The 17,311-nt window shown below is 61.1% G+C and carries 16 protein-coding genes and 1 pseudogene; 9 read left to right on the forward strand and 8 right to left on the reverse strand.

All coding sequences use genetic code 11. The features are described from left to right. Positions 1 to 53 precede the first annotated feature (53 nt). From RWO33_RS00560 to RWO33_RS00580, 5 genes are all read right to left on the reverse strand, one after another. Positions 54 to 1,847, reverse strand: coding sequence for a glycoside hydrolase family 15 protein (locus RWO33_RS00560; RefSeq protein WP_314101048.1), 1,794 nt, complete (start codon positions 1,845 to 1,847; stop codon positions 54 to 56). 26 nt (positions 1,848 to 1,873) lie between these two features. Beyond that, positions 1,874 to 2,773, reverse strand: coding sequence for an SDR family oxidoreductase (locus RWO33_RS00565; protein WP_314100957.1), 900 nt, complete (start codon positions 2,771 to 2,773; stop codon positions 1,874 to 1,876). A gap of 33 nt (positions 2,774 to 2,806) precedes the next feature. Next, the gene (locus tag RWO33_RS00570; protein WP_184123622.1) at positions 2,807 to 3,673 is read right to left on the reverse strand and encodes an SDR family oxidoreductase; all 867 of its coding nucleotides are present in this window, start codon (positions 3,671 to 3,673) and stop codon (positions 2,807 to 2,809) included. Positions 3,674 to 3,783: 110 nt separating this feature from the next. Further along, a complete protein-coding gene (locus RWO33_RS00575; RefSeq protein WP_184123621.1) occupies positions 3,784 to 4,170 on the reverse strand; it encodes a sensory rhodopsin transducer in 387 nt (128 codons plus the stop codon). Next, on the reverse strand, positions 4,170 to 4,649 hold the full coding sequence (locus tag RWO33_RS00580; protein WP_314100963.1) for a DUF4126 family protein: 480 nt from the start codon (positions 4,647 to 4,649) through the stop codon (positions 4,170 to 4,172). The genes RWO33_RS00575 and RWO33_RS00580 overlap by 1 nt, the downstream gene beginning before the upstream one ends. 364 nt (positions 4,650 to 5,013) lie before the next feature. Here RWO33_RS00580 and RWO33_RS00585 point away from each other — a divergent pair, with 364 nt between their 5' ends. Continuing rightward, positions 5,014 to 6,177: a zinc-dependent alcohol dehydrogenase gene (locus RWO33_RS00585; protein WP_314100965.1), complete on the forward strand. Its 1,164-nt coding sequence runs from the start codon at positions 5,014 to 5,016 to the stop codon at positions 6,175 to 6,177. Between the two features lie 60 nt (positions 6,178 to 6,237). Further along, a pseudogene (locus RWO33_RS00590) lies at positions 6,238 to 6,473 on the forward strand (DUF892 family protein); the annotation flags it as partial. 14 nt (positions 6,474 to 6,487) lie between these two features. Here RWO33_RS00590 and RWO33_RS00595 read toward each other — a convergent pair. Beyond that, positions 6,488 to 7,027: a hypothetical protein gene (locus tag RWO33_RS00595; RefSeq protein ID WP_314100967.1), complete on the reverse strand. Its 540-nt coding sequence runs from the start codon at positions 7,025 to 7,027 to the stop codon at positions 6,488 to 6,490. 616 nt (positions 7,028 to 7,643) lie between these two features. Here RWO33_RS00595 and RWO33_RS00600 point away from each other — a divergent pair. The 4 genes from RWO33_RS00600 to RWO33_RS00615 all read left to right on the forward strand — a co-directional run bounded on the left by RWO33_RS00600 (position 7,644) and on the right by RWO33_RS00615 (position 13,160). Beyond that, entirely contained in the window at positions 7,644 to 7,820 is a 177-nt protein-coding gene (locus tag RWO33_RS00600) for a DUF3606 domain-containing protein (RefSeq protein WP_184123616.1), read from the forward strand. Positions 7,821 to 7,833: 13 nt separating this feature from the next. Then, the gene (gene ligD / locus RWO33_RS00605) at positions 7,834 to 10,407 is read left to right on the forward strand and encodes a DNA ligase D (protein ID WP_314100970.1); all 2,574 of its coding nucleotides are present in this window, start codon (positions 7,834 to 7,836) and stop codon (positions 10,405 to 10,407) included. Then, complete coding sequence (locus RWO33_RS00610; protein ID WP_314100972.1) at positions 10,404 to 11,273, forward strand: OBAP family protein; 870 nt, start codon at positions 10,404 to 10,406, stop codon at positions 11,271 to 11,273. Before ligD ends, RWO33_RS00610 begins: the two co-directional genes overlap by 4 nt. Before the next feature lie 111 nt (positions 11,274 to 11,384). After that, a complete protein-coding gene (locus RWO33_RS00615; RefSeq protein WP_314100973.1) occupies positions 11,385 to 13,160 on the forward strand; it encodes a YbhB/YbcL family Raf kinase inhibitor-like protein in 1,776 nt (591 codons plus the stop codon). Positions 13,161 to 13,419: 259 nt separating this feature from the next. On the opposite strand, the gene RWO33_RS00620 is transcribed toward RWO33_RS00615, so the two are convergent. Beyond that, positions 13,420 to 13,920 carry a ferritin-like domain-containing protein gene (locus RWO33_RS00620; RefSeq protein ID WP_314100974.1) on the reverse strand — a complete coding sequence of 167 codons (501 nt, stop codon included), beginning with the start codon at positions 13,918 to 13,920 and terminating at the stop codon, positions 13,420 to 13,422. Between the two features lie 557 nt (positions 13,921 to 14,477). Between RWO33_RS00620 and RWO33_RS00625 the strand changes: the two genes are divergently transcribed. The 3 genes from RWO33_RS00625 to RWO33_RS00635 all read left to right on the forward strand — a co-directional run bounded on the left by RWO33_RS00625 (position 14,478) and on the right by RWO33_RS00635 (position 16,901). Further along, positions 14,478 to 15,116 carry a DUF6766 family protein gene (locus RWO33_RS00625; protein WP_314100976.1) on the forward strand — a complete coding sequence of 213 codons (639 nt, stop codon included), beginning with the start codon at positions 14,478 to 14,480 and terminating at the stop codon, positions 15,114 to 15,116. 17 nt (positions 15,117 to 15,133) lie between these two features. Next, positions 15,134 to 15,688, forward strand: coding sequence for an isochorismatase family cysteine hydrolase (locus RWO33_RS00630; RefSeq protein ID WP_314100977.1), 555 nt, complete (start codon positions 15,134 to 15,136; stop codon positions 15,686 to 15,688). Between the two features lie 832 nt (positions 15,689 to 16,520). After that, on the forward strand, positions 16,521 to 16,901 hold the full coding sequence (locus tag RWO33_RS00635; protein WP_314100979.1) for a hypothetical protein: 381 nt from the start codon (positions 16,521 to 16,523) through the stop codon (positions 16,899 to 16,901). 86 nt (positions 16,902 to 16,987) lie between these two features. Here RWO33_RS00635 and RWO33_RS00640 read toward each other — a convergent pair whose 3' ends face one another. Continuing rightward, positions 16,988 to 17,164 carry a hypothetical protein gene (locus RWO33_RS00640; protein ID WP_249832709.1) on the reverse strand — a complete coding sequence of 59 codons (177 nt, stop codon included), beginning with the start codon at positions 17,162 to 17,164 and terminating at the stop codon, positions 16,988 to 16,990. Positions 17,165 to 17,311: the final 147 nt, after the last annotated feature.

Consider the following 17,311-nt stretch of genomic DNA (forward strand, 5'->3'; position numbering starts at 1 on the left):
CGCCCTAAGGTCGCCCGGGCTCGCTCGACTGGGACCACAGCCGAGCGTTCACGTTATTCGCCATCGAGGGCGTAGGCAGCGTGCACCAATGCCAGATGACTCAGGCCCTGCGGGGTGTTGCCCAGACCCTGCTCGGCCTGCGGGTCCCACATCTCCGGCATCAGACCCACGTCGTTCTGCACCCGGGCCAGCAACGACTCGAACAACCGAGTGGCTTCGACTCCTTCGCCCAACAGGCCGTAGGCTTCCACCATCCAGAACGCGCAGCTGATGAACGTTCCCTCGCACTCCTGCATGCCGCTGTAGCGCCAAAGCAGGTCCCCGCTCTCATCCGACAATTCGCGCCGCATGGCTTCTCGGGTCGAGATGAAGCGCTCCCGCCGGACGTCGGCAAGGCCAAAGCGTGAGGCCAACATGAGGCTGGCGTCCAGACGGTCGGTGCCGGGGTGCATCACGTAGCTCCGCTTTGCGTCATCCCAGCAGTGCTCGTCGACCCAGGCCAAGATGCGCTCCTTCTCGCGCTGCCAGCGCGGCAGACGGGCGGTGGTGATGTGACCTCGCTCGGCCAGCTCGCAGGCACGGCGCAGGGCCATCCAGCACTCCACTTTCGACATGGTGTAGTGCTGCGCATCTTCCAGTTCCCAGAAGCCGCTGTCCTTGCGCATCCAGTTGTCGGCGCACTCGTCGGCCAGTTCAAACAGCAATCGAGCCGTGGTGGGATCGAGGATATGGCCAGCGTCGATCATCCTGCTCGCCATTTCTAGAACGTCGCCGTAAGCGCAGGTTTGCAGCTGGTCGGAGGCGGTGTTACCCACGCGCACGGGCTGGCTGTTGCGGTAGCCTGGCACGTCAATGTAGCGTTCTTGTTCGACCCGGTCGCCTCGGAGCGTGTAGCAAGGGGCAAGACCAGGGCGATGGCGGCCAATGGTGGTCATCAACCAGCTGAAGCCTGCCTTGGCGTCAGGCAGGGCGCCCACACGGAGAAAGGTCTTGATCACGTAGGCCGCGTCGCGCACCCAGGCATACCGGTAGTCCCAATTTTTGTCCCCGCCGATGCGTTCGGGCAGCGAGGCGCTCACCGCTGCAGCAATGGCGCCGGTCGGAGCGAACCACAGGAACTTTAAAGCCAGTGCTGATCGGATGACCTCTGCGTGGCGGCTTGCATGGCAGTGCAAATCGTCCACCCACTCACGCCACTCCCGGTCGGACCGATCTATACGGGTATCGATGTCGGCCAGGGGTGGGACCGGGAGCACTTCGTCCTGGGAGACCAGCAGTGCCACGACCTCTCGGTCTCCGGCACTCAGGGTGAGGTTGCCGCGCACTTCGCGGTCGTCGCAGTTGTCGATCCGGACCCGCTCGGAACAGCGCAGCATCGTCATTACGGGGCCGGCGTGATGGACGCACCCATTGGGAGTGTCGCTCATCCAAGGCGTGCACGTTCCGGCCCGGGTTCCGGGCTGGTAGAGCAGGTCGAAGGTCACTTCGCCCTCGATGCCCTCCAGTCGCCGAGCCAGCTCTGACCAAGGCAACCTTCCAGCTGGGCCGCTGTTGAGGGACTCGGTCACGCGGGCCACGCCGGTAGCCGTGCGGACTTGGGTTTCCAATACATTGCTGTTGTCGCGGTAGCGCCGCTTGACCTGCTGAGCGCCCAAGGCTCGCAGGACAAAACGGCCGCCCGCCGGGGCATCCAGCAGGCGGTCCAGCAACGGTGGAGCGTCCATGCAAGGGGCGCACCACCAGTCAATGCTCCCATCTGGAGCGATGAGCGCGCTGGAGCGCCCATCGCCAACGGCGGCGTAAGAGTCGATGGGGACATACCCGTCCGCGTCCCGCTCCACAGGCACCTTGCGGGCATCCTCGGGCCCAGCGGTCACGGCAGCAGCATGCCGCCGGTGGCGCCGATCACCTCACCGGTGATGTAGCTCGATTCCTGTGTCGCCAACAGCACATAGGCCGGGGCCATTTCCACAGGCTGGCCTGCACGCTTGAGCGGGGTCTTCGAGCCAAACTCTGGAATGGCTTCTGGCGGCTGGCCGCCGGCCGGCTGCAGAGGCGTCCAGATCGGGCCCGGGGCCACGGCGTTGACACGGATGCCACGCTCGGCCACCTGCTGGGCCAGGGCCTTGGTGAAATTCACAATGGCGGCCTTGGTGGGCGCATAGTCCAACAGGTTGGGCGAGGGCTGGTAGGCCTGGATGGACGCAGTATTGATGATGGTGGCGCCCTCAGGTAGATGCGGAAGGGCGGCCCTGCATACCCAGAACAACGCGTGCACGTTGGTTCGGAAAGTAGCGTCGAACTGCTCGGTGGTCAGATCCTCGATCTTTTCCACGGCCAACTGCTTACCGGCGATGTTGGCCAGCACGTCCAGTCCGCCGAGACCTTTGACTGCCTTCGCCACCAAGTCGCTGCAGAACTGCTCGTCCTGAAGGTCTCCAGGGATGGCGATCGCCTTGCGGCCTTCGGCTTCAATCAACGCCACCACTTCGGCCGCATCTTCTTCCTCTTCGGGCAGGTAGTTCAGTGCGACATCTGCGCCTTCCCGAGCAAAAGCTATAGCTACCGCACGTCCAATGCCGGAATCCGCGCCGGTCACCAGCGCCTTTCGGCCCTTCATGCGGCCCAGGCCCACGTAGCTCTTCTCCCCATGGTCGGCGGCAGGCGTCAGCTTATGAACGGTGCCCGGCGGAGTCTGAACCTGCGTCGGGTAGGTGGGCTGCGGGAACTGGGTAAGCGGGTTCCGCATGTCGTATTGGTTGCGAGAAGTCATTGGAGTCCTTGGGGGAGGAGGGAGCCAAAGGCGTTATAGGGTGACAGCGCCGCCGGAGATGGTGAGCAGCGCGCCGGAGGTGTAACTGGCGCTATCTGCCGCGAGCATCACGTAAGCCGAAGCGAGCTCGGCTGGCTGACCTGGTCGACCGAACGGCGTCTGGCTGCCAAACTGCTCAACTTCTTCCGCGGCCATGCCGGCGGGAATGAAGGGCGTCCAGATCGGGCCGGGCAGCACCGCGTTGACTCGGATACCCTTCTCTGCGAGAAGACCGGCCAAGCCGATGGTGAGGTTCGCTAGGGCGCCCTTCGTCGCTGAATAGGGGAGGATGTTGGGCGTGGGCTTCTTGGAGTTGACTGAGGCGGTGTTGATCACCGAACCACCGTCCTCCAGATGCGGCACGCACAGACGGGTGAGATTGAACACGGCATGCACGTTGGTCTCGAACGTTTTGCGCCAATCGTCCAAGGTGATGTCGTCGAAGGACTCGTAGTAGCGCTGATACGCAGCGTTGTTGACCAAGATGTCCAAGCCGCCAAGGTCGGTCGTAACCTGTTTGATGAGCGCCTCGGCTTGGGCGTCATCGCTGATGTCGCAGGGACACAGGACAGCCTTCTGACCCGCCGCTTCGATCAGAGCGCCAATGCTGGCGGCATCCTTCTCCTCGCCCTCAAGGAACGCAATCGCCACGTCGGCGCCCTCGCGGGCGTAGGCGATGGCCACTGCAGCACCAATGCCGCTGTCCCCGCCGGTGATTAGGGCCTTCTTACCCTTCAACAGGCCGTGGCCGACGTAGCTTTCCTCGCCGTGGTCTGGCCGAGGGTCGAGCTTGTCGGTCTTCCCGGGAAACGACTGCTGCTGGGCCTTGAACGGCGGTTTGGGATAGTTGGGCACGGGCATCGGTTGAGCCTCTGGGGCGTGGAGGAACAGCCAGTGTGCAGTTGCGCTAGTAAACGTCGCGCCCCAGCGATGTCGACGGGTTGTGTAGGGTCTTGAGAAAAGCGAAATGGTTAGAGAGGGTAGGCGATGGTGGTCATGATGGTGTTCGCGGCTTGGCGCGAATCCAGTCGCGTATGCTGGACTACCACCGGGACATCCGATTCGATGACGCACGAGAAACCCACGCCCCGAGGCACTGTTGCGGGGCTCTCAAGATCGTTGAAGCGTTTGTGACACGTTCGCCGGGCGGGCACGGTAAAGCGGTAAGGGCCCTGTGGTTCGCGATCTTCGAAATACAGTGTCAGAGTGACCTGAGCATCAACCGGGCCCGCGTTGAGGACGCAGCAGGTTTCATGGCTTTGCAGCTCTGGCTCCGGACCGTTGCTCCAGGCAGGAATGTAGCCCTCTGCGATTGCCCAGCACCGCCGACCGATCGATGTCTGCTCTTCTTGTTTCATCAGCGACGTCCTCTCCGCTTGGGTCCCCTTGCAGCCTGGGTGATCAGTGCCGCACTTCCCACGGCGATGGCATCTTCCATGGCCCCGGTGCTGGTCTGGCCATAGCGGGCAATCGCGCGCATGCGCAGATCGAAGGTCACATACGCCATTCCCACCGCTGCGCCGGCGCCCAGCAGCGCGCCTAGCTTTCGCTGCCGATAGGGAGCCAAAGCCGCACCGGCAATCATCCCTGTGGCAATGCGCGCCACCATGCCTGCGGGGACGATCCGGTCGGGGGCCGTCTTCATCTTGTCGCCAATAAGCTCACCCCCTGCCAATGCAAGCATGCCTGCCGAGGCGACGTTGTTGGACAGGAGGCGCAGCGCCCCATTATCGGCCGGAAGGTTGCCGCTCCGCGCGGCGTTCGTCACCGCAGCCAAAGGGGTCATCGCGCGCATCCCGGCTACTGCGCCCATTAGAATCGAATGGATCAAGGCCATATGTTTCTCCTGAGTTGAAAAAAGGGTGTCGACTTGCGTCGCTCACGGCTTCGCCGGCCGCCCGTAGTCTTCGGGTGTCGCGGTGTGCTCCGCCTCCGGTATGTCCTTGTCCTTCCAGGTGGCGTCATCCTTACGAGGCTTTTCGGCTGAGCGCGCCTTTTCTTGGTCAGCCGCGTCGGAACCAGGGTTAAGAGGTAGCTGGGTCAACGGTCGCTCCAGCGTTTGGGGTCATACCCATGCTGAGCCAGTAGCCATGAGCGCGACGTTTGGATGGGTTCCACACGTTCACGACATCCCAGTCACTGCGGTGGAACGTCGGGACCGGTATCTGTGGTCTCATCGTTCACGTCACGAGGAATCCCCGATGCGCGCATTGACCTACCACGGCAGCAAGGACGTTCGAGTGGATACCGTCCCAGATCCCACCTTGGCGGCGCCCGATGACCTCATCCTGCGTATCACCGCGACTGCCATTTGTGGTTCGGACCTCCACCTTTACCGCGGCAAGATTCCGGACCTTCACACCGGTGACGTGCTTGGCCACGAGTTCATGGGGGTCGTGGAGGAGGTAGGCCGTGGTGTAACGGATCTTAGGCCGGGCGACCGCGTGGTGGTGCCGTTTGTCATCGCTTGCGGCGAGTGCTTCCACTGCAAGCTGGCTGAACACGCGGCTTGTGAGACCACCAACACAGGTAAGGGCGCGGCGGTTAATCAGAAGGGTATCCGCCCACCGGCGGCACTGTTTGGCTACAGCCATCTCTACGGCGGGGTGTCGGGCGGGCAAGCTGAATACGTGCGGGTGCCCAAGGCAAATGTGGGGCCGCTCCGTGTGCCAGATGCGCTGCCTGACGAACAGGTGCTGTTCTTGTCGGACATCCTACCCACCGGCTACCAAGCCGCGATCAACGCAGGCGTGAAACCTGGATTTACGGTGGCGATCTTTGGCGCAGGGCCCGTCGGGCTTATGGCGGCCGCGTGCTGTCGTCTGTTGGGTGCTGAGACGATCTTCATGGTGGACCATCTGGCATACCGCCTGGCATTCGCCGCGGAGACTTACGGCGTGACCCCAGTTGATTTCAGTCAGATCGAAGACCCGGCGCAATACATCATCACGCAAACGAATGGGCGGGGCGTAGACGCGTCCATCGAAGCAGTCGGCTTCGAAGCCGAAGGCAGCGCGCTGGAATCCGCGTTGACTACACTCAAAGTGGAAGGCAGCAGTGGCGTGGCGATCCGCCAGTGCATCGCGGCCACGCGGCGCTGCGGCACGGTAAGCATTCCCGGCGTCTACGCCGGCTACCTGCATGGGTTCCTGTTGGGCGATGCATTCGACAAGGGACTGACCTTCAAGATGGGCCAGACGCATGTGCAGGGTCTGATGCCAGAGCTGTTGGACTACATTGGCGAAGGTTCGCTAGACCCGGGCGTGATCATCACCCACCGTCTTCCCCTCGAGGAAGCCGTGCGCGGCTATGAACTCTTTGACCGTAAGGAGGAGGAATGCCGTAAGGTAATCCTCATCCCCTAACTCCTGAGACGCATACTTTTTCTGTGTCCTGCCCGCGAGAGCCGTTGGAGTGGGCCTGCATCCAATCGGATCGTGAAGGAGGCGGTGGCCGGTTACGCCTTTGAGCACCTTGAAATCGCTTCTTACACGGCGCTCATGGCTGCGGCGAAGACGGTGGGTAAGGCCCAAACAGCATAGGCTTGTGAGGAGAAATCCTAGTGCAGGATGAAGCGATGGCGGAGTGGCTGGCCGCTCATCTGCCGGAAATCACACAGGAATTCATGGGTCGCGACGCTACGCCAGGAGTGGAGGCAAGAAGTAAGCCCCGGCGTCATGACGTCCTGTCGGAAGGTTTCTTCGCCTTCCGACCGGCCGAACGGTGCTGGTGGTCCCAACAACGCCAAAACTCATAGACAGCCGGTAGGCCGGTTAGGAGCAGAGCAGGCATAAGGGCGAACAGCCACAAGGCCGGTGGCTTTGGTTCCAGCGTCAAAAGGGGACCGTAGGGCTCACTGGGCATCGCCCAGTAAATGGCCCCTGCAGCGATCCACGGCGCGATGTCCAAGATGCTGTGAACGTGCTGCTCCAGAGGCCGGATGGCGCGCTTGGGGTAGGCAACGCGCGTGTCCCAGTAGCCCGCAACTGCGTGCAGGAGAACCAACGCCAGGAGCATGGCGAAGAACGCCGGCGAAGATCGAAAGCTCAGCCACAGGATCGTGGCTAATCCGAGAACGGCGATCTGAGCCAAGTGCAGTGTGGACTCTCGCAGCCCTGAAGTGGATTCAATACCACTGGCTCTATGCAGCCAGAAATCAAGGGTTCCTGCACCCAACCAGACCAGATACAGGGCGTGCCAAGCCGTCACGTCCATGATGAGGAAAGACGCTTTTGTTCACTGGTTGATTTAGCCCGGGCATTCACGGCCGTTTTAATCCCATGCCACACGATGATCGACTGGCCCAGAGTAGACCACCCCACCGCTTGGCAATGTGTTTGCTTGAGCTTCCCGCGATTTGACAGGCCATTGACGCTGTGCTGACGCGCCGTGCCCTCTCCGCGGTGGATAGTCCTCTTCAACCTGATAGGAGACCGGTATGAGCGCATACCCACAGTTTCGGGCCGCCACGCCCCGTGTGACTCGGTTGGAGATGGCAGATCTTTACGTCGGCGACGGCACAACTGTAGTCCAGCTTGATGGGGCGCCGTGCGAGACCTGGACTCAGACCCTGCGGATGCTGGTTAGTCAGTCCGCAACGCTTTCCGGCGTAGAAGTGGAGGTCGAAGGCGCGTGGGTCCAATTCATCGGCATCCGGAAGTCGGCTGGCCCTGGGGCAAGTGACCTCTTGGATGTGATCGCAGCGGCAGGCGAGTTGGCTTATACGACCCCCATAACTCGCTCCGCAGCGTCTGTCCCGGCGCCAGCCTTGTCCGCGCAGTGATTTCGGCCCCCCAGAAACCGTCACATTGGTAAAGATGAGGAGAAAACCATGTCCGACGACAAGAAGAACTCCGGTAGCCCCGACCGCGACCGCATCAACGTCAACGAAGATTACGAGCTTCAATATTGGACCAAGGCCTTGGGCGTCAGTGGCGATGAGCTCCGCGCAGCCGTCAAAGCCGTTGGCCCAACTGCAGCGGCCGTGCGTGAGCACCTTGGCAAGTAGCCAGGAGTAGGGCATGTCCCTCACCGAATACCGCCGCAAGCGGAGCTTCGACAAGACGAAGGAGCCCGAGCCAGGGAAGGCGCTGCCATCAGGGCAACGGGCGATCTTCGTGGTTCAACTTCACCATGCCAGCCGCCGACATTACGACTTCCGGCTCCGGGTCGGGGACGCACTCAAGAGCTGGGCCGTTCCAAAGGGGCCCAGCTACGACCCGAAGGTCAAGCGCATGGCGGTGGAGGTCGAAGACCACCCCGTGGACTACGCCGGGTTTGAAGGTGAGATTCCCAAGGGACAATACGGCGGCGGCCACGTCGCCCAGTTTGATCACGGAGTGTGGGCAACCTCCGGTGATCCGGAGGCCCAACTGGCCAAGGGGCATCTACGTTTCGAGCTGTTTGGCAACAAGCTCAAAGGCGGTTGGCACCTGGTCCGGTCCGGCAAGCCAGCCAAGCAGCCGCAATGGCTCCTGTTCAAAGAGGACGATGCCTTCGCCAGCGATGTGGAGGCAGATGACTTGTTAGGTGACGTCACCGCGCCGCCTCCAGATGATCTGAAGCGGGCAGGGGCCGGCAAGGCGGAAAAGAAAAAGCTCACAGCCATCGCATTGCCAAAAACGGGCCGTCGCAAGGATTGGGCAAAGAAGGCCGCCGGGCTGACCAAGGCCAGGAAGGCCGCCCCGCCAGACGGGCCCTTCGAACCGCAGTTGGCAAAGCTTGGTGACGCTCCGCCCCAAGGTGACCACTGGGTGCATGAGATCAAGTGGGACGGCTACCGCATACTGGCCACCATCGCCGACGGCCAAGTGCGCCTTTGGTCACGCAATGGTTTGGAATGGACCGAAAAGATTCCCGAAATCCGGGATGCCGTTGCAGTCCTTGGGCTGAAGTCTGGGGCACTGGATGGAGAGCTCATCGCCGGCAACGGCACGAAAGAGGACTTCAACCTCCTCCAAGCCACCCTCTCGGGCGAACGGCAGGGCACGTTGGCGTATGCCTTGTTCGATCTGTTGCACATCGATGGTGTAGATGTAGCCGATGCACCTCTTCTGGAGCGCAAGAAACTCCTCCAAGAGCTGTTGGAGGGGAGTCCAGGGCACTTGGCCTTCAGTTCCCACATAGACGGCGATGGAGAATCGGCCTACCAGCTGGCAGGCGAACGCCACTTTGAAGGCATCATCTCGAAGCGTGCGGACCGGGCTTACCACGGGGGCCGCAGCGAGGATTGGAAGAAGACCAAGCAGCTCGCCAGCGATGAGTTTGCCGTGGTGGGCTACACGGCTCCCAAAGGCAGCCCGTCGGGCTTCGGGTCGCTGCTCTTGGCCAAGCCTGACCCGAAGCACGGCTGGCTCTACGTAGGCAGAGTAGGATCGGGCTTCTCCGATGAGTTGCTCAAAGAGGTCAATCAGCTGATCGGCCGAGCCGGAGGAAAGACGCCCACGGCCTACGTTCCGACCAAGGACACCGACCTTCGCTCGGCCATGTGGTTCGAACCGAGATTCGTGGTGGAGGTTTTCTATCGCGGCATTGGAGGACAGCAACTGCTCCGGCAATCCTCACTCAAGGCCATCAGGCGGGACAAGGACGTGGCCGATCTGGCCGACTCGGACCGCAGTGCCTTGGGCAACAAGCACGTCGACCCTCCTAGGCTTAAGAGCTTTGGAAAGCAGCTAAAGAGCGCCGCAACGCCGAGCACTGCCTCGACAGTGGCTAAGGGGCGCACGCCGCCGACGCTGTCCAGTCCGACGAAGGTGATCTTTCCGGACATCAAGGCCACCAAGCAGGACGTGTGGGATTATTACACCGCTGTGATGGGCCACTTGTTGCCCGAGATCATTGGGCGCCCCTTGTCGATCATCCGGTGCCCGAGTGGCACCGCTAAACCGTGCTTCTTCCAGAAGCACCACACGGCGGGATTGGAACTTGTGGATTCGGTTCGCCTGAAAGAGGACAGCGGCATCAACGCCCACTATCTGGTGGTCAGGGATGCAGCAAGTCTGCTTGAGCTGGTTCAGTTCAACGCAGTCGAGTTGCATCCGTGGGGCAGCCGCGCGGAAGCGCCGGACAGGGCTGACCGCGTGGTCTTTGACCTTGATCCGGGCCCGGACGTGCCGTTCTCTGAAGTCAAGAAGGCCGCCGTGGACATCCGCAAGCTGCTCGCGCAGCTGGAGTTAGAGTCGTTCCTGCGGGTGTCGGGAGGAAAGGGGTTGCATGTGGTCGTGCCGTTGAACCCGGGTTGCGATTGGGACCTGACCAAGCGATTTGCCAAGGGGTTTGCGGACGCGCTGGCACAATCCGAGCCCGCCCGGTTCTTGGCCACGTCGACAAAGAGCCTGCGGAACAAACGCATCTTCGTGGACTACCTGCGTAACGGCCGCGGAGCGACCGCTGTCGCGACCTATTCCCTACGCGGCCGCCCGGGCGGGCCGGTGGCCATGCCCATCGCCTGGAGCGAGCTTGCCAAGTTGACCCGCGCAGATGCCTTCACCATGAAGGACGTGCCGGCGAAGTTGGCTCGACGCAGGAAAGATCCTTGGGCGGACATCAACACGATCCAGCAAAACCTGGCCCGCTGGGCGCAGGACGATTGATCCTGGCCGCCATGCAACATCTGGAGCAAACCAACATGTATCGATCCATCCTGTCCGCCGCAGCCGCCCTCGCTCTGACCGCTTGCGGAGGCGGGAACACAGAGTCCAGCGTGCAAGCCCCTGGGGCCGAGGAAACAGCGAAGACCAAGGCTCTGGAGACCGGCGCGGCGGTGCTGCAGGACCGGCCGCCCATTGAGGCCATCAACGCCTACCTGGACGGCTTCCATTTCTACAACGGCCAAATGGACGTGCAGATGGAAGCCCATCACTACTGCTCGATCCTCAACGAGGACGTTATCCAATGCACGATCTACGACGGCAACGTAAAAGACGCCAAGCTGATGGGCGTGGAATACATCATCAGTGAAACGTTGTTTGCCGGGCTCCCTGCGCAGGAAAAGGCCCTTTGGCACAGCCACGTTCATGAAGTGAAATCAGGCCAGCTGGTTGCGCCTGGTATTCCTGAGATTGCCGAGCACGAGCTGATGGAAAAGCTTATCCGCACGTATGGGAAAGCGTGGCACACCTGGCACACCGACTTGGACAAGGACCTGCCGCGGGGCATGCCCCAGTTGATGATGGGCTTCACGGCGGATGGCCAAGCCGACCCCGCGATGGTGGCCCAGCGTGACGCCCGGCTGGGCGTTAGCAGTGAGGACAAGCGGAAGGCCCGCGCAGATATCCCTGCGCCCACCATAGATTCGGGCGCAGACGCTTGGCAGAAGGGGCAGGTCGTGCAGATCAAAGACCCGAGCGGCGGGCATAGCCATGGCCAGCAGAGCCAGATTAAAGAGGTGCCCGGCCGCGGTGAAAACGCGACATCGAACGGCTCAAGCGAAAACCAGCCACCCTCCAGAGTGAGGTAGGCGAGGCATATGCGCATGGGCACGGGCTCACGCTCTACTCGCATAACGCTCGCACCAGGTTGATCATGAACGGTTGATGATTCCCGTTCCAGTTAACCTCGGATCAGCGCCATGAAGCAGACCCTCATATACGCGGCTCTTCTTTGCACGATCACCAGTCCAGTCTTGGCCCAACACGGAGACGGAACGGATGTGCCTGCTCGGGTCAATACGTTTAAGCCTGACAAGGTCCCGGCAACCAATGAACGGATTGCGGCACTCCAGGTGCCGCAGGGGTTCGAGGTAAAGACCCTCGCTAACGATTTGAAGAACATTCGGATCATCACGGTTGCTCCCAACGGTGATCTTTACGTCTCCCGTCGAGAGCAAGGGGACGTGCTGTTGCTGAGGGATGCCAACGAGGACGGCGTCCTCGATGAGGCCCCGAGGGCAGTGACGCACCGGCCGAATGTTCATGGCTTGGCGATTGGGGACGGCCAGCTCTACATGGCTACTGCAACCGAGGTTTTCCGCGGCCCCATCAATCCCGACGGGTCCTTAGGCGCGGTCGAGCGGATCATTAACGATCTGCCGGACGGTGGTCAGCATCCCAACCGGACGATGGCGTTTGGCCCAGACGGCATGCTCTACATCAGCGTGGGTTCGTCTTGCAACGCGTGCAACGAAACCAATCCGGAGCATGCAACGCTGCTGCGCGCAACGCCCGACGGGAAAACCAGGACGATTTTTGCCAGTGGGCTGCGAAACACGATCGGGTTCGCGTGGGATCCGAAGACGGGCGAGTTGTGGGGCATGGACCATGGCATCGATTTCCTTGGCGATGACGTCCAACCCGAAGAACTGAACCACATCATCAAGGGCAAGCAGTATGGCTGGCCGCACATCTGGGGCAAGGATGGCCAGAACCCCCAGAGCACGCCGCCTGGGGAAATCACGAAGGCCGAGTGGGCTCAGATGAGCGAGTCCATGGTCATGGGCTATACGGCCCACGCTGCTCCGATGCAGATGGTCTTCTATACGGGCAATCAGTTCCCGGCTGAATACCGAGGCGACGCGTTCGTGGCCATGCGAGGCTCTTGGAACCGCAAGCCAGCCTCCGGCTACGAAGTGGTGAGGGTGCGTTTTCGCAACGGACAGCCGACGGCATTTGAGCCGTTCCTTACAGGGTTCCTAGTCGATGGGGGGCAGAGGCATGTCGCCCGACCCGTGGGCCTGGGCGTTACCCGCGGCGGGGCGCTGCTGGTCGGTGATGACGCTAACGGCACCCTTTACCGGGTGAGCTACAAGGGGGCGGCCGCTGCGCCGTCAAGGCCCGCTGCTGTCCCTTCGCAATCCCTCGAAAGGCAGTTGGCAGCAGGCACTGGCGTTCCTTTGGCCTTGGAGCGCACGCCAAACGCTCCCTCTGTGGCCGTGCACTCACCCGCTTTCCAAGACCGTCAGCCCTTGCCTCCGCGCTTCAGTGCCTACCACGAAGGGCTCTCACCCCCGCTGGCGTGGGACGCTGTGCCCAACGCGCTGACCTACGTGGTGATTGCGGAAGATCCCGATTCCACGCCCGTCAAGCCGTTCGTCCATTGGGTCGCCTGGAACCTTCCTGCTTCGGTGACAAGCCTGCCGGAAGGCCTGCAGGTGCAGCCACGGTTGACTGATCCGGAGGGAGTGCTCCAAGGAGCAACGAGCCGAGGTTCGGTTGGCTATTACGGGCCGAAGCCGCCCGTAGGTGACCCGCCGCACCACTATCATTTCCAAGTGCTCGCATTGGACAAGAAGCTGGACGCCAAGCCGGGTGCGACGCGCGACGAGGTGCTTAACGCTGCCAAGGGTCATGTGCTGGCAAAGGGGAGCATCGTGGGCACGTATCAACAGACCCAACCGCCGCTCAAGTGACGCTGCTTTTTAGCGTCGCTACCGGTTAGGCGATTGGCTTCTATACCCCGCCTCTGCCCAGGGGGCGAGGAAGCGCAGGTGTCGACCGAGGCGCAATGGCCGATTGGGAGGAATGAGGGGAGATTCACAATCACGGCCGTCGAAGGGCATGGGAGGTCCTGCCTATTGCGCAGACAACGGGGGACAGGCCGCGAGACCCTGTCGCAATCAGGTTCGATCCTCCGAAATGAAAGACGGGCCTGGGGCCCGTCTCTTTTTTTCACTTCTTGCCGGCGGCGGCTTTCTGATTGCCTCCCTGCTCAGCCAGCAGCGTCAGCTTCTCATCCGTGGCCTTCTCTTCCTCCAACGTCTCCAGAAGATAGGGGAGGGAATCGTTGTAGCCCAACTGCTTAGCGAGCGCGGTGATGGTGCCGTAGGAAGCGATCTCGTAGTGCTCCACTTTCTGTGCGCCGCCGATTAGCGCGGCGTCACGAACAGGCCCCTTTTCAATCGAATCGATCACTTCCTTGCTTTCTTCAACCAAACCTTCCATAGCGGCGCACTTGATGCGTTTGAGGCGAATCCCCAGCACTTCCACTACCTGGTCAATGCGCTCGATTTGGCCTTGCGTTTCTTCCAAGTGGGTTTCGAACGCTGCAACCAACGCGGGATTCTCCGCGGCCCGTGCCAAACGGGGCAGGGACTTGGTGAGCTGCTTCTCAGCGCTGTAGATGTCCGACAGCTCGTGCACAAACAGTTCTTCTGCGGTTTTAATCGCCATGGGTGGTTCCGTTAATAGCGTTTAATGGAGACGCAAGCATGCGCGTTCGTCTACGCAAAACGACGTGAAGAATCGCGCGATTGAGCGGCATAGTGGAGGGGGCCCGGCGGCACACCGGATCACGACTTTCGTGTATTCCAACGATTGCCGCTTGGACTTCCCAAGGACCTTGTCGGGAGGCCGATGAGGCCCATTCACGTGTGGGGCCTCCGACGGAAAGGGGGCCTGGGAGCCTAGGGGCTTAGGGGGAATGGCCTGCCCTGAAAAGAGGCTGGGCCCGCGGATCGAGAAGTCCCGTTAGCCAAAGGCGTCTGGAGCGAATCACCTAGGATCCGTCTCTCGCCTACCGGGCGCTGAGTGCTCACGCGGCCCCCACGAACCAGCTTCTATCGTCTTGACTGCGCGAACTCGGTAAGCGCAGTTGGAGGCTTAGCTCTTGGTAACAGCCAGAGCCCCTGTGAGAAAGGGTGGCGCATTTTTGCGTTCCGTTTGTGAAGCAGCAGAAGGCTACTGCGGTGTCTGCCGTGGAAGCCGCAAGAACTGGGCGATGAGTAGACATGTGGAAGAGAAATGGCTTGTCGATAGCTCTGCTCCTTCTTTTGATCGCGTCCCTGCTGGGGCAGATTTGGAGCGGGTTCCTCACGCACAACGATGAACTTGGGGAGGCCCATCGACCCCTCCTAGATCTATGGAGCTACCTCCACAGCGGTCATTTCGTCAGCGCAACTTTCGAGAACTGGGAAAGCGAGTTTCTACAAATGGGGATGTATGTCCTGCTGACGGTGTCACTGCGGCAGAAGGGTTCGGCCGAGTCCCGTCCAATGTCAGAAGACGAAGAGCAAGACCGCATTGAGGAGGGTCAGACGCCTTGGCCGGTTCGCAAGGGGGGCATCTGGAAGATGCTGTATGGACATTCCCTGGCCATCGCGTTTGCCGCGCTCTTCGTCGTAAGCTTTTGCCTGCACCTAGCCGGCAGCTGGCGCAGTGAAGTGGATGAAAGCGTGTCCAAGGGCCTCCCCGCGCCGACGGTGGTCGAACACCTCTTCAGTAGTAGTTTTTGGTTTGAATCCTTCCAGAACTGGCAGAGCGAATTCTTGGCGGTTCTCTCGTTGGTCGTGCTCACCATCTTCCTTCGCCAGAAGGATTCGCCGCAGTCCAAGGCATTGGCTGCACCCCACAGCCAAACCGGGGATTGACCGCGATAGGTCCCGCCATGGCCAAGTCAGCCTCCGCCTTACTCATCGTAGATATGTTCAGCAAGTTCGACTTCCCCCAGGCGGAGGCGCTCGAGGCCAGCGCGATTGCTGCGGCGAAAGCGATCGCACAGCTGCGGAAACATTTCCAAGACTCCGGCCGGCCGGTGATCTACGCCAACGACAATTTTGCAGATTGGCAGTTGGATTTCAAAGAACTCGTTCAGGTGTGCCTCGGATGCGAAGGCACGCCTGCGGCAATCGCACGGCTTCTGGCGCCGTCGCCAGGAGACTACTTCGTTCTCAAACCGAAGCACTCAGCCTTCTTGGCTACGCCACTTTCGATTCTATTAGCCAAACTCGACTGCAATCAGCTCGTGATCGCAGGCATGGCGGCCGAGTCCTGCATCACGGCCACATGCTACGACAGCAATGCCAGGGAATACGACACCATCGTTGTCCCGGAAGCGGTGGCTGGCATGGGCTCAAAGAAGGTCCGGGCTCTGCGGTTGTTGGAGGACGCCAGCACGGCGACCATGGTGTCACTTAAGACGATTCTCGCTAGACGGCTCTAGGTGCGGAAATTAGGGGGGCATTCCGCTCCATGTGTCTTCCATGGCACTTTGTCCCAAATGGTCTCCAGCACTTTTCATGAAGCTGTCGATGAGCCCGCTATCGCTAGCGTCTTAATATTCGTCAGAGTCGGTAGCAGATTGATGCCGTGAGTGAACGGCGTTCATCGCCCCTTTCATAGCAGCGGCTCTGCCTGATAGCAGATCTCTGCATGCTGGCGCAGGGTTTTCATCCAGCTCCAGATAGAACGGCGGCTCTTATCGCCGAGGGCTACTTTTGGGTGTTGGTGGCAAAACCTCTCAAGCACCGGCTACCTGAGCTAGGAAAGATGCAGCTCGTCTGCCTCGTCTACGAAGAGACTTCTCTCACACCCTCTGAAGTCTCTGATTTCGCAAAACAGGTGAACTCTTCAGTTATCGGGTTCGCTGCAACCTCTGCGTTTCTACACGAGATCGAAACCCAGGCGCGTTGCGGGCATCGATTGGCGCCGACCGCCGAGCAGGGCGGATTGTTTTGTCTTGGTTGCTCTCCACGCAGCTTAGTGGACCTCCGAAAGCCGTTGCTAATGCGACCGGCGGCGAGAGCTAAGCTCAGGGTTGACCAGATCCCCGTGTGACCGACGTCTGATTAAAGACTGGAGCCTCTCACGTCCTCACGCTTCCTCACACTGTCATGGGCCGCCTTGCGTCCCCTTTCACCACCAGCTTTCCTGCGGGGTTGATGTGGCGCTTGGTGGAAGCCTATCCGCCCTGTGGATGCGCTGAGTGGCCTTCGCGTGGAGTTAACCGATGCCACCTGACGATGCGAACTTTGCTGGCAGGAGGAGATGACCCCATGACCCCGGCATCTTTAAGGCTTCTTGAGCTGTGGGCTTCAACGGAGGAGTTTGGCCGCCAGACAGCGGCGGAGGCCGCCGTGCACTTGGCAGAGCTGCTACCTCACTATCCGCGCCCAAACGACCAACCCGTTGAAATTTGCGCGAACGGCTATCGCTGGTTCTCACATGAAATGGAAGCGGTGGCAGATGCTCTCCACCGACGGCACAAGCGTCCTGTGCGACGGGGCTCGACATTGGCCAGTCCGGATTGGATTGCTGAGGAGAATGGGGACGGATTATGGGCAGTTGCTGCCGCGCCCGCCGGTTTTAAGGCCGGGCAGGAAGCGCGCTGCGACGACGTTGAGCCTCATCGCCAATGTGGACTGAGCTTCATCTAGCGTCGCCTTGCTCGATCTGAGGCGAGAGAGGAAGGATGAAGCCCCCTCTAGGTGTGGACCGCATCCTCTGGGGTCTAGTCTTACTCTTACTCCTCCTCTTCGCCGCCCTGGCGCCCCGGGCGCTGGTTCTGCTGATCCTGCTGCTGCTGGCCCTGCCGTTGCGTGTCCCGGTCCTGCTGCCCCTGCTGACCAGGATGATTCTGCTGGCCTGGCTGGTTCTGGTCAGGATTAGGGTTTTGCTGGTTCTGGTTCTGGATTCCCATGGCAATTCTCCGTTCGCGGCCCCGCAACGAGGCCGGTGAGAACACGCTAAGCACTGTGCAGTTACAGCGCTGTCGGGAGACCAAACGTCCGCTACACGCGTCTGGCATATTGCTAAACCGTTCAGTGAGTAGGCTCATGGTCCTGGC

This window comes from uncultured Stenotrophomonas sp. (genome assembly GCF_963519925.1).
Lineage (GTDB): Bacteria > Pseudomonadota > Gammaproteobacteria > Xanthomonadales > Xanthomonadaceae > Stenotrophomonas > Stenotrophomonas maltophilia_AE.

What these genes read in the sequence shown, in the direction of transcription:
- RWO33_RS00575 (WP_184123621.1), bottom strand. Translation starts at nt 4,170, where the DNA reads ATGAAACAAGAAGAGCAGACATCGATCGGTCGGCGGTGCTGGGCAATC.
- RWO33_RS00620 (WP_314100974.1), bottom strand. Translation starts at nt 13,920, where the DNA reads ATGGCGATTAAAACCGCAGAAGAACTGTTTGTGCACGAGCTGTCGGAC.
- RWO33_RS00595 (WP_314100967.1), bottom strand. Translation starts at nt 7,027, where the DNA reads ATGGACGTGACGGCTTGGCACGCCCTGTATCTGGTCTGGTTGGGTGCA.
- ligD (WP_314100970.1), top strand. Translation starts at nt 7,834, where the DNA reads ATGTCCCTCACCGAATACCGCCGCAAGCGGAGCTTCGACAAGACGAAG.
- RWO33_RS00585 (WP_314100965.1), top strand. Translation starts at nt 5,014, where the DNA reads ATGCGCGCATTGACCTACCACGGCAGCAAGGACGTTCGAGTGGATACC.
- RWO33_RS00640 (WP_249832709.1), bottom strand. Translation starts at nt 17,164, where the DNA reads ATGGGAATCCAGAACCAGAACCAGCAAAACCCTAATCCTGACCAGAAC.
- RWO33_RS00600 (WP_184123616.1), top strand. Translation starts at nt 7,644, where the DNA reads ATGTCCGACGACAAGAAGAACTCCGGTAGCCCCGACCGCGACCGCATC.
- RWO33_RS00565 (WP_314100957.1), bottom strand. Translation starts at nt 2,773, where the DNA reads ATGACTTCTCGCAACCAATACGACATGCGGAACCCGCTTACCCAGTTC.
- RWO33_RS00625 (WP_314100976.1), top strand. Translation starts at nt 14,478, where the DNA reads ATGTGGAAGAGAAATGGCTTGTCGATAGCTCTGCTCCTTCTTTTGATC.
- RWO33_RS00615 (WP_314100973.1), top strand. Translation starts at nt 11,385, where the DNA reads ATGAAGCAGACCCTCATATACGCGGCTCTTCTTTGCACGATCACCAGT.
- RWO33_RS00570 (WP_184123622.1), bottom strand. Translation starts at nt 3,673, where the DNA reads ATGCCCGTGCCCAACTATCCCAAACCGCCGTTCAAGGCCCAGCAGCAG.
- RWO33_RS00635 (WP_314100979.1), top strand. Translation starts at nt 16,521, where the DNA reads ATGACCCCGGCATCTTTAAGGCTTCTTGAGCTGTGGGCTTCAACGGAG.
- RWO33_RS00580 (WP_314100963.1), bottom strand. Translation starts at nt 4,649, where the DNA reads ATGGCCTTGATCCATTCGATTCTAATGGGCGCAGTAGCCGGGATGCGC.
- RWO33_RS00630 (WP_314100977.1), top strand. Translation starts at nt 15,134, where the DNA reads ATGGCCAAGTCAGCCTCCGCCTTACTCATCGTAGATATGTTCAGCAAG.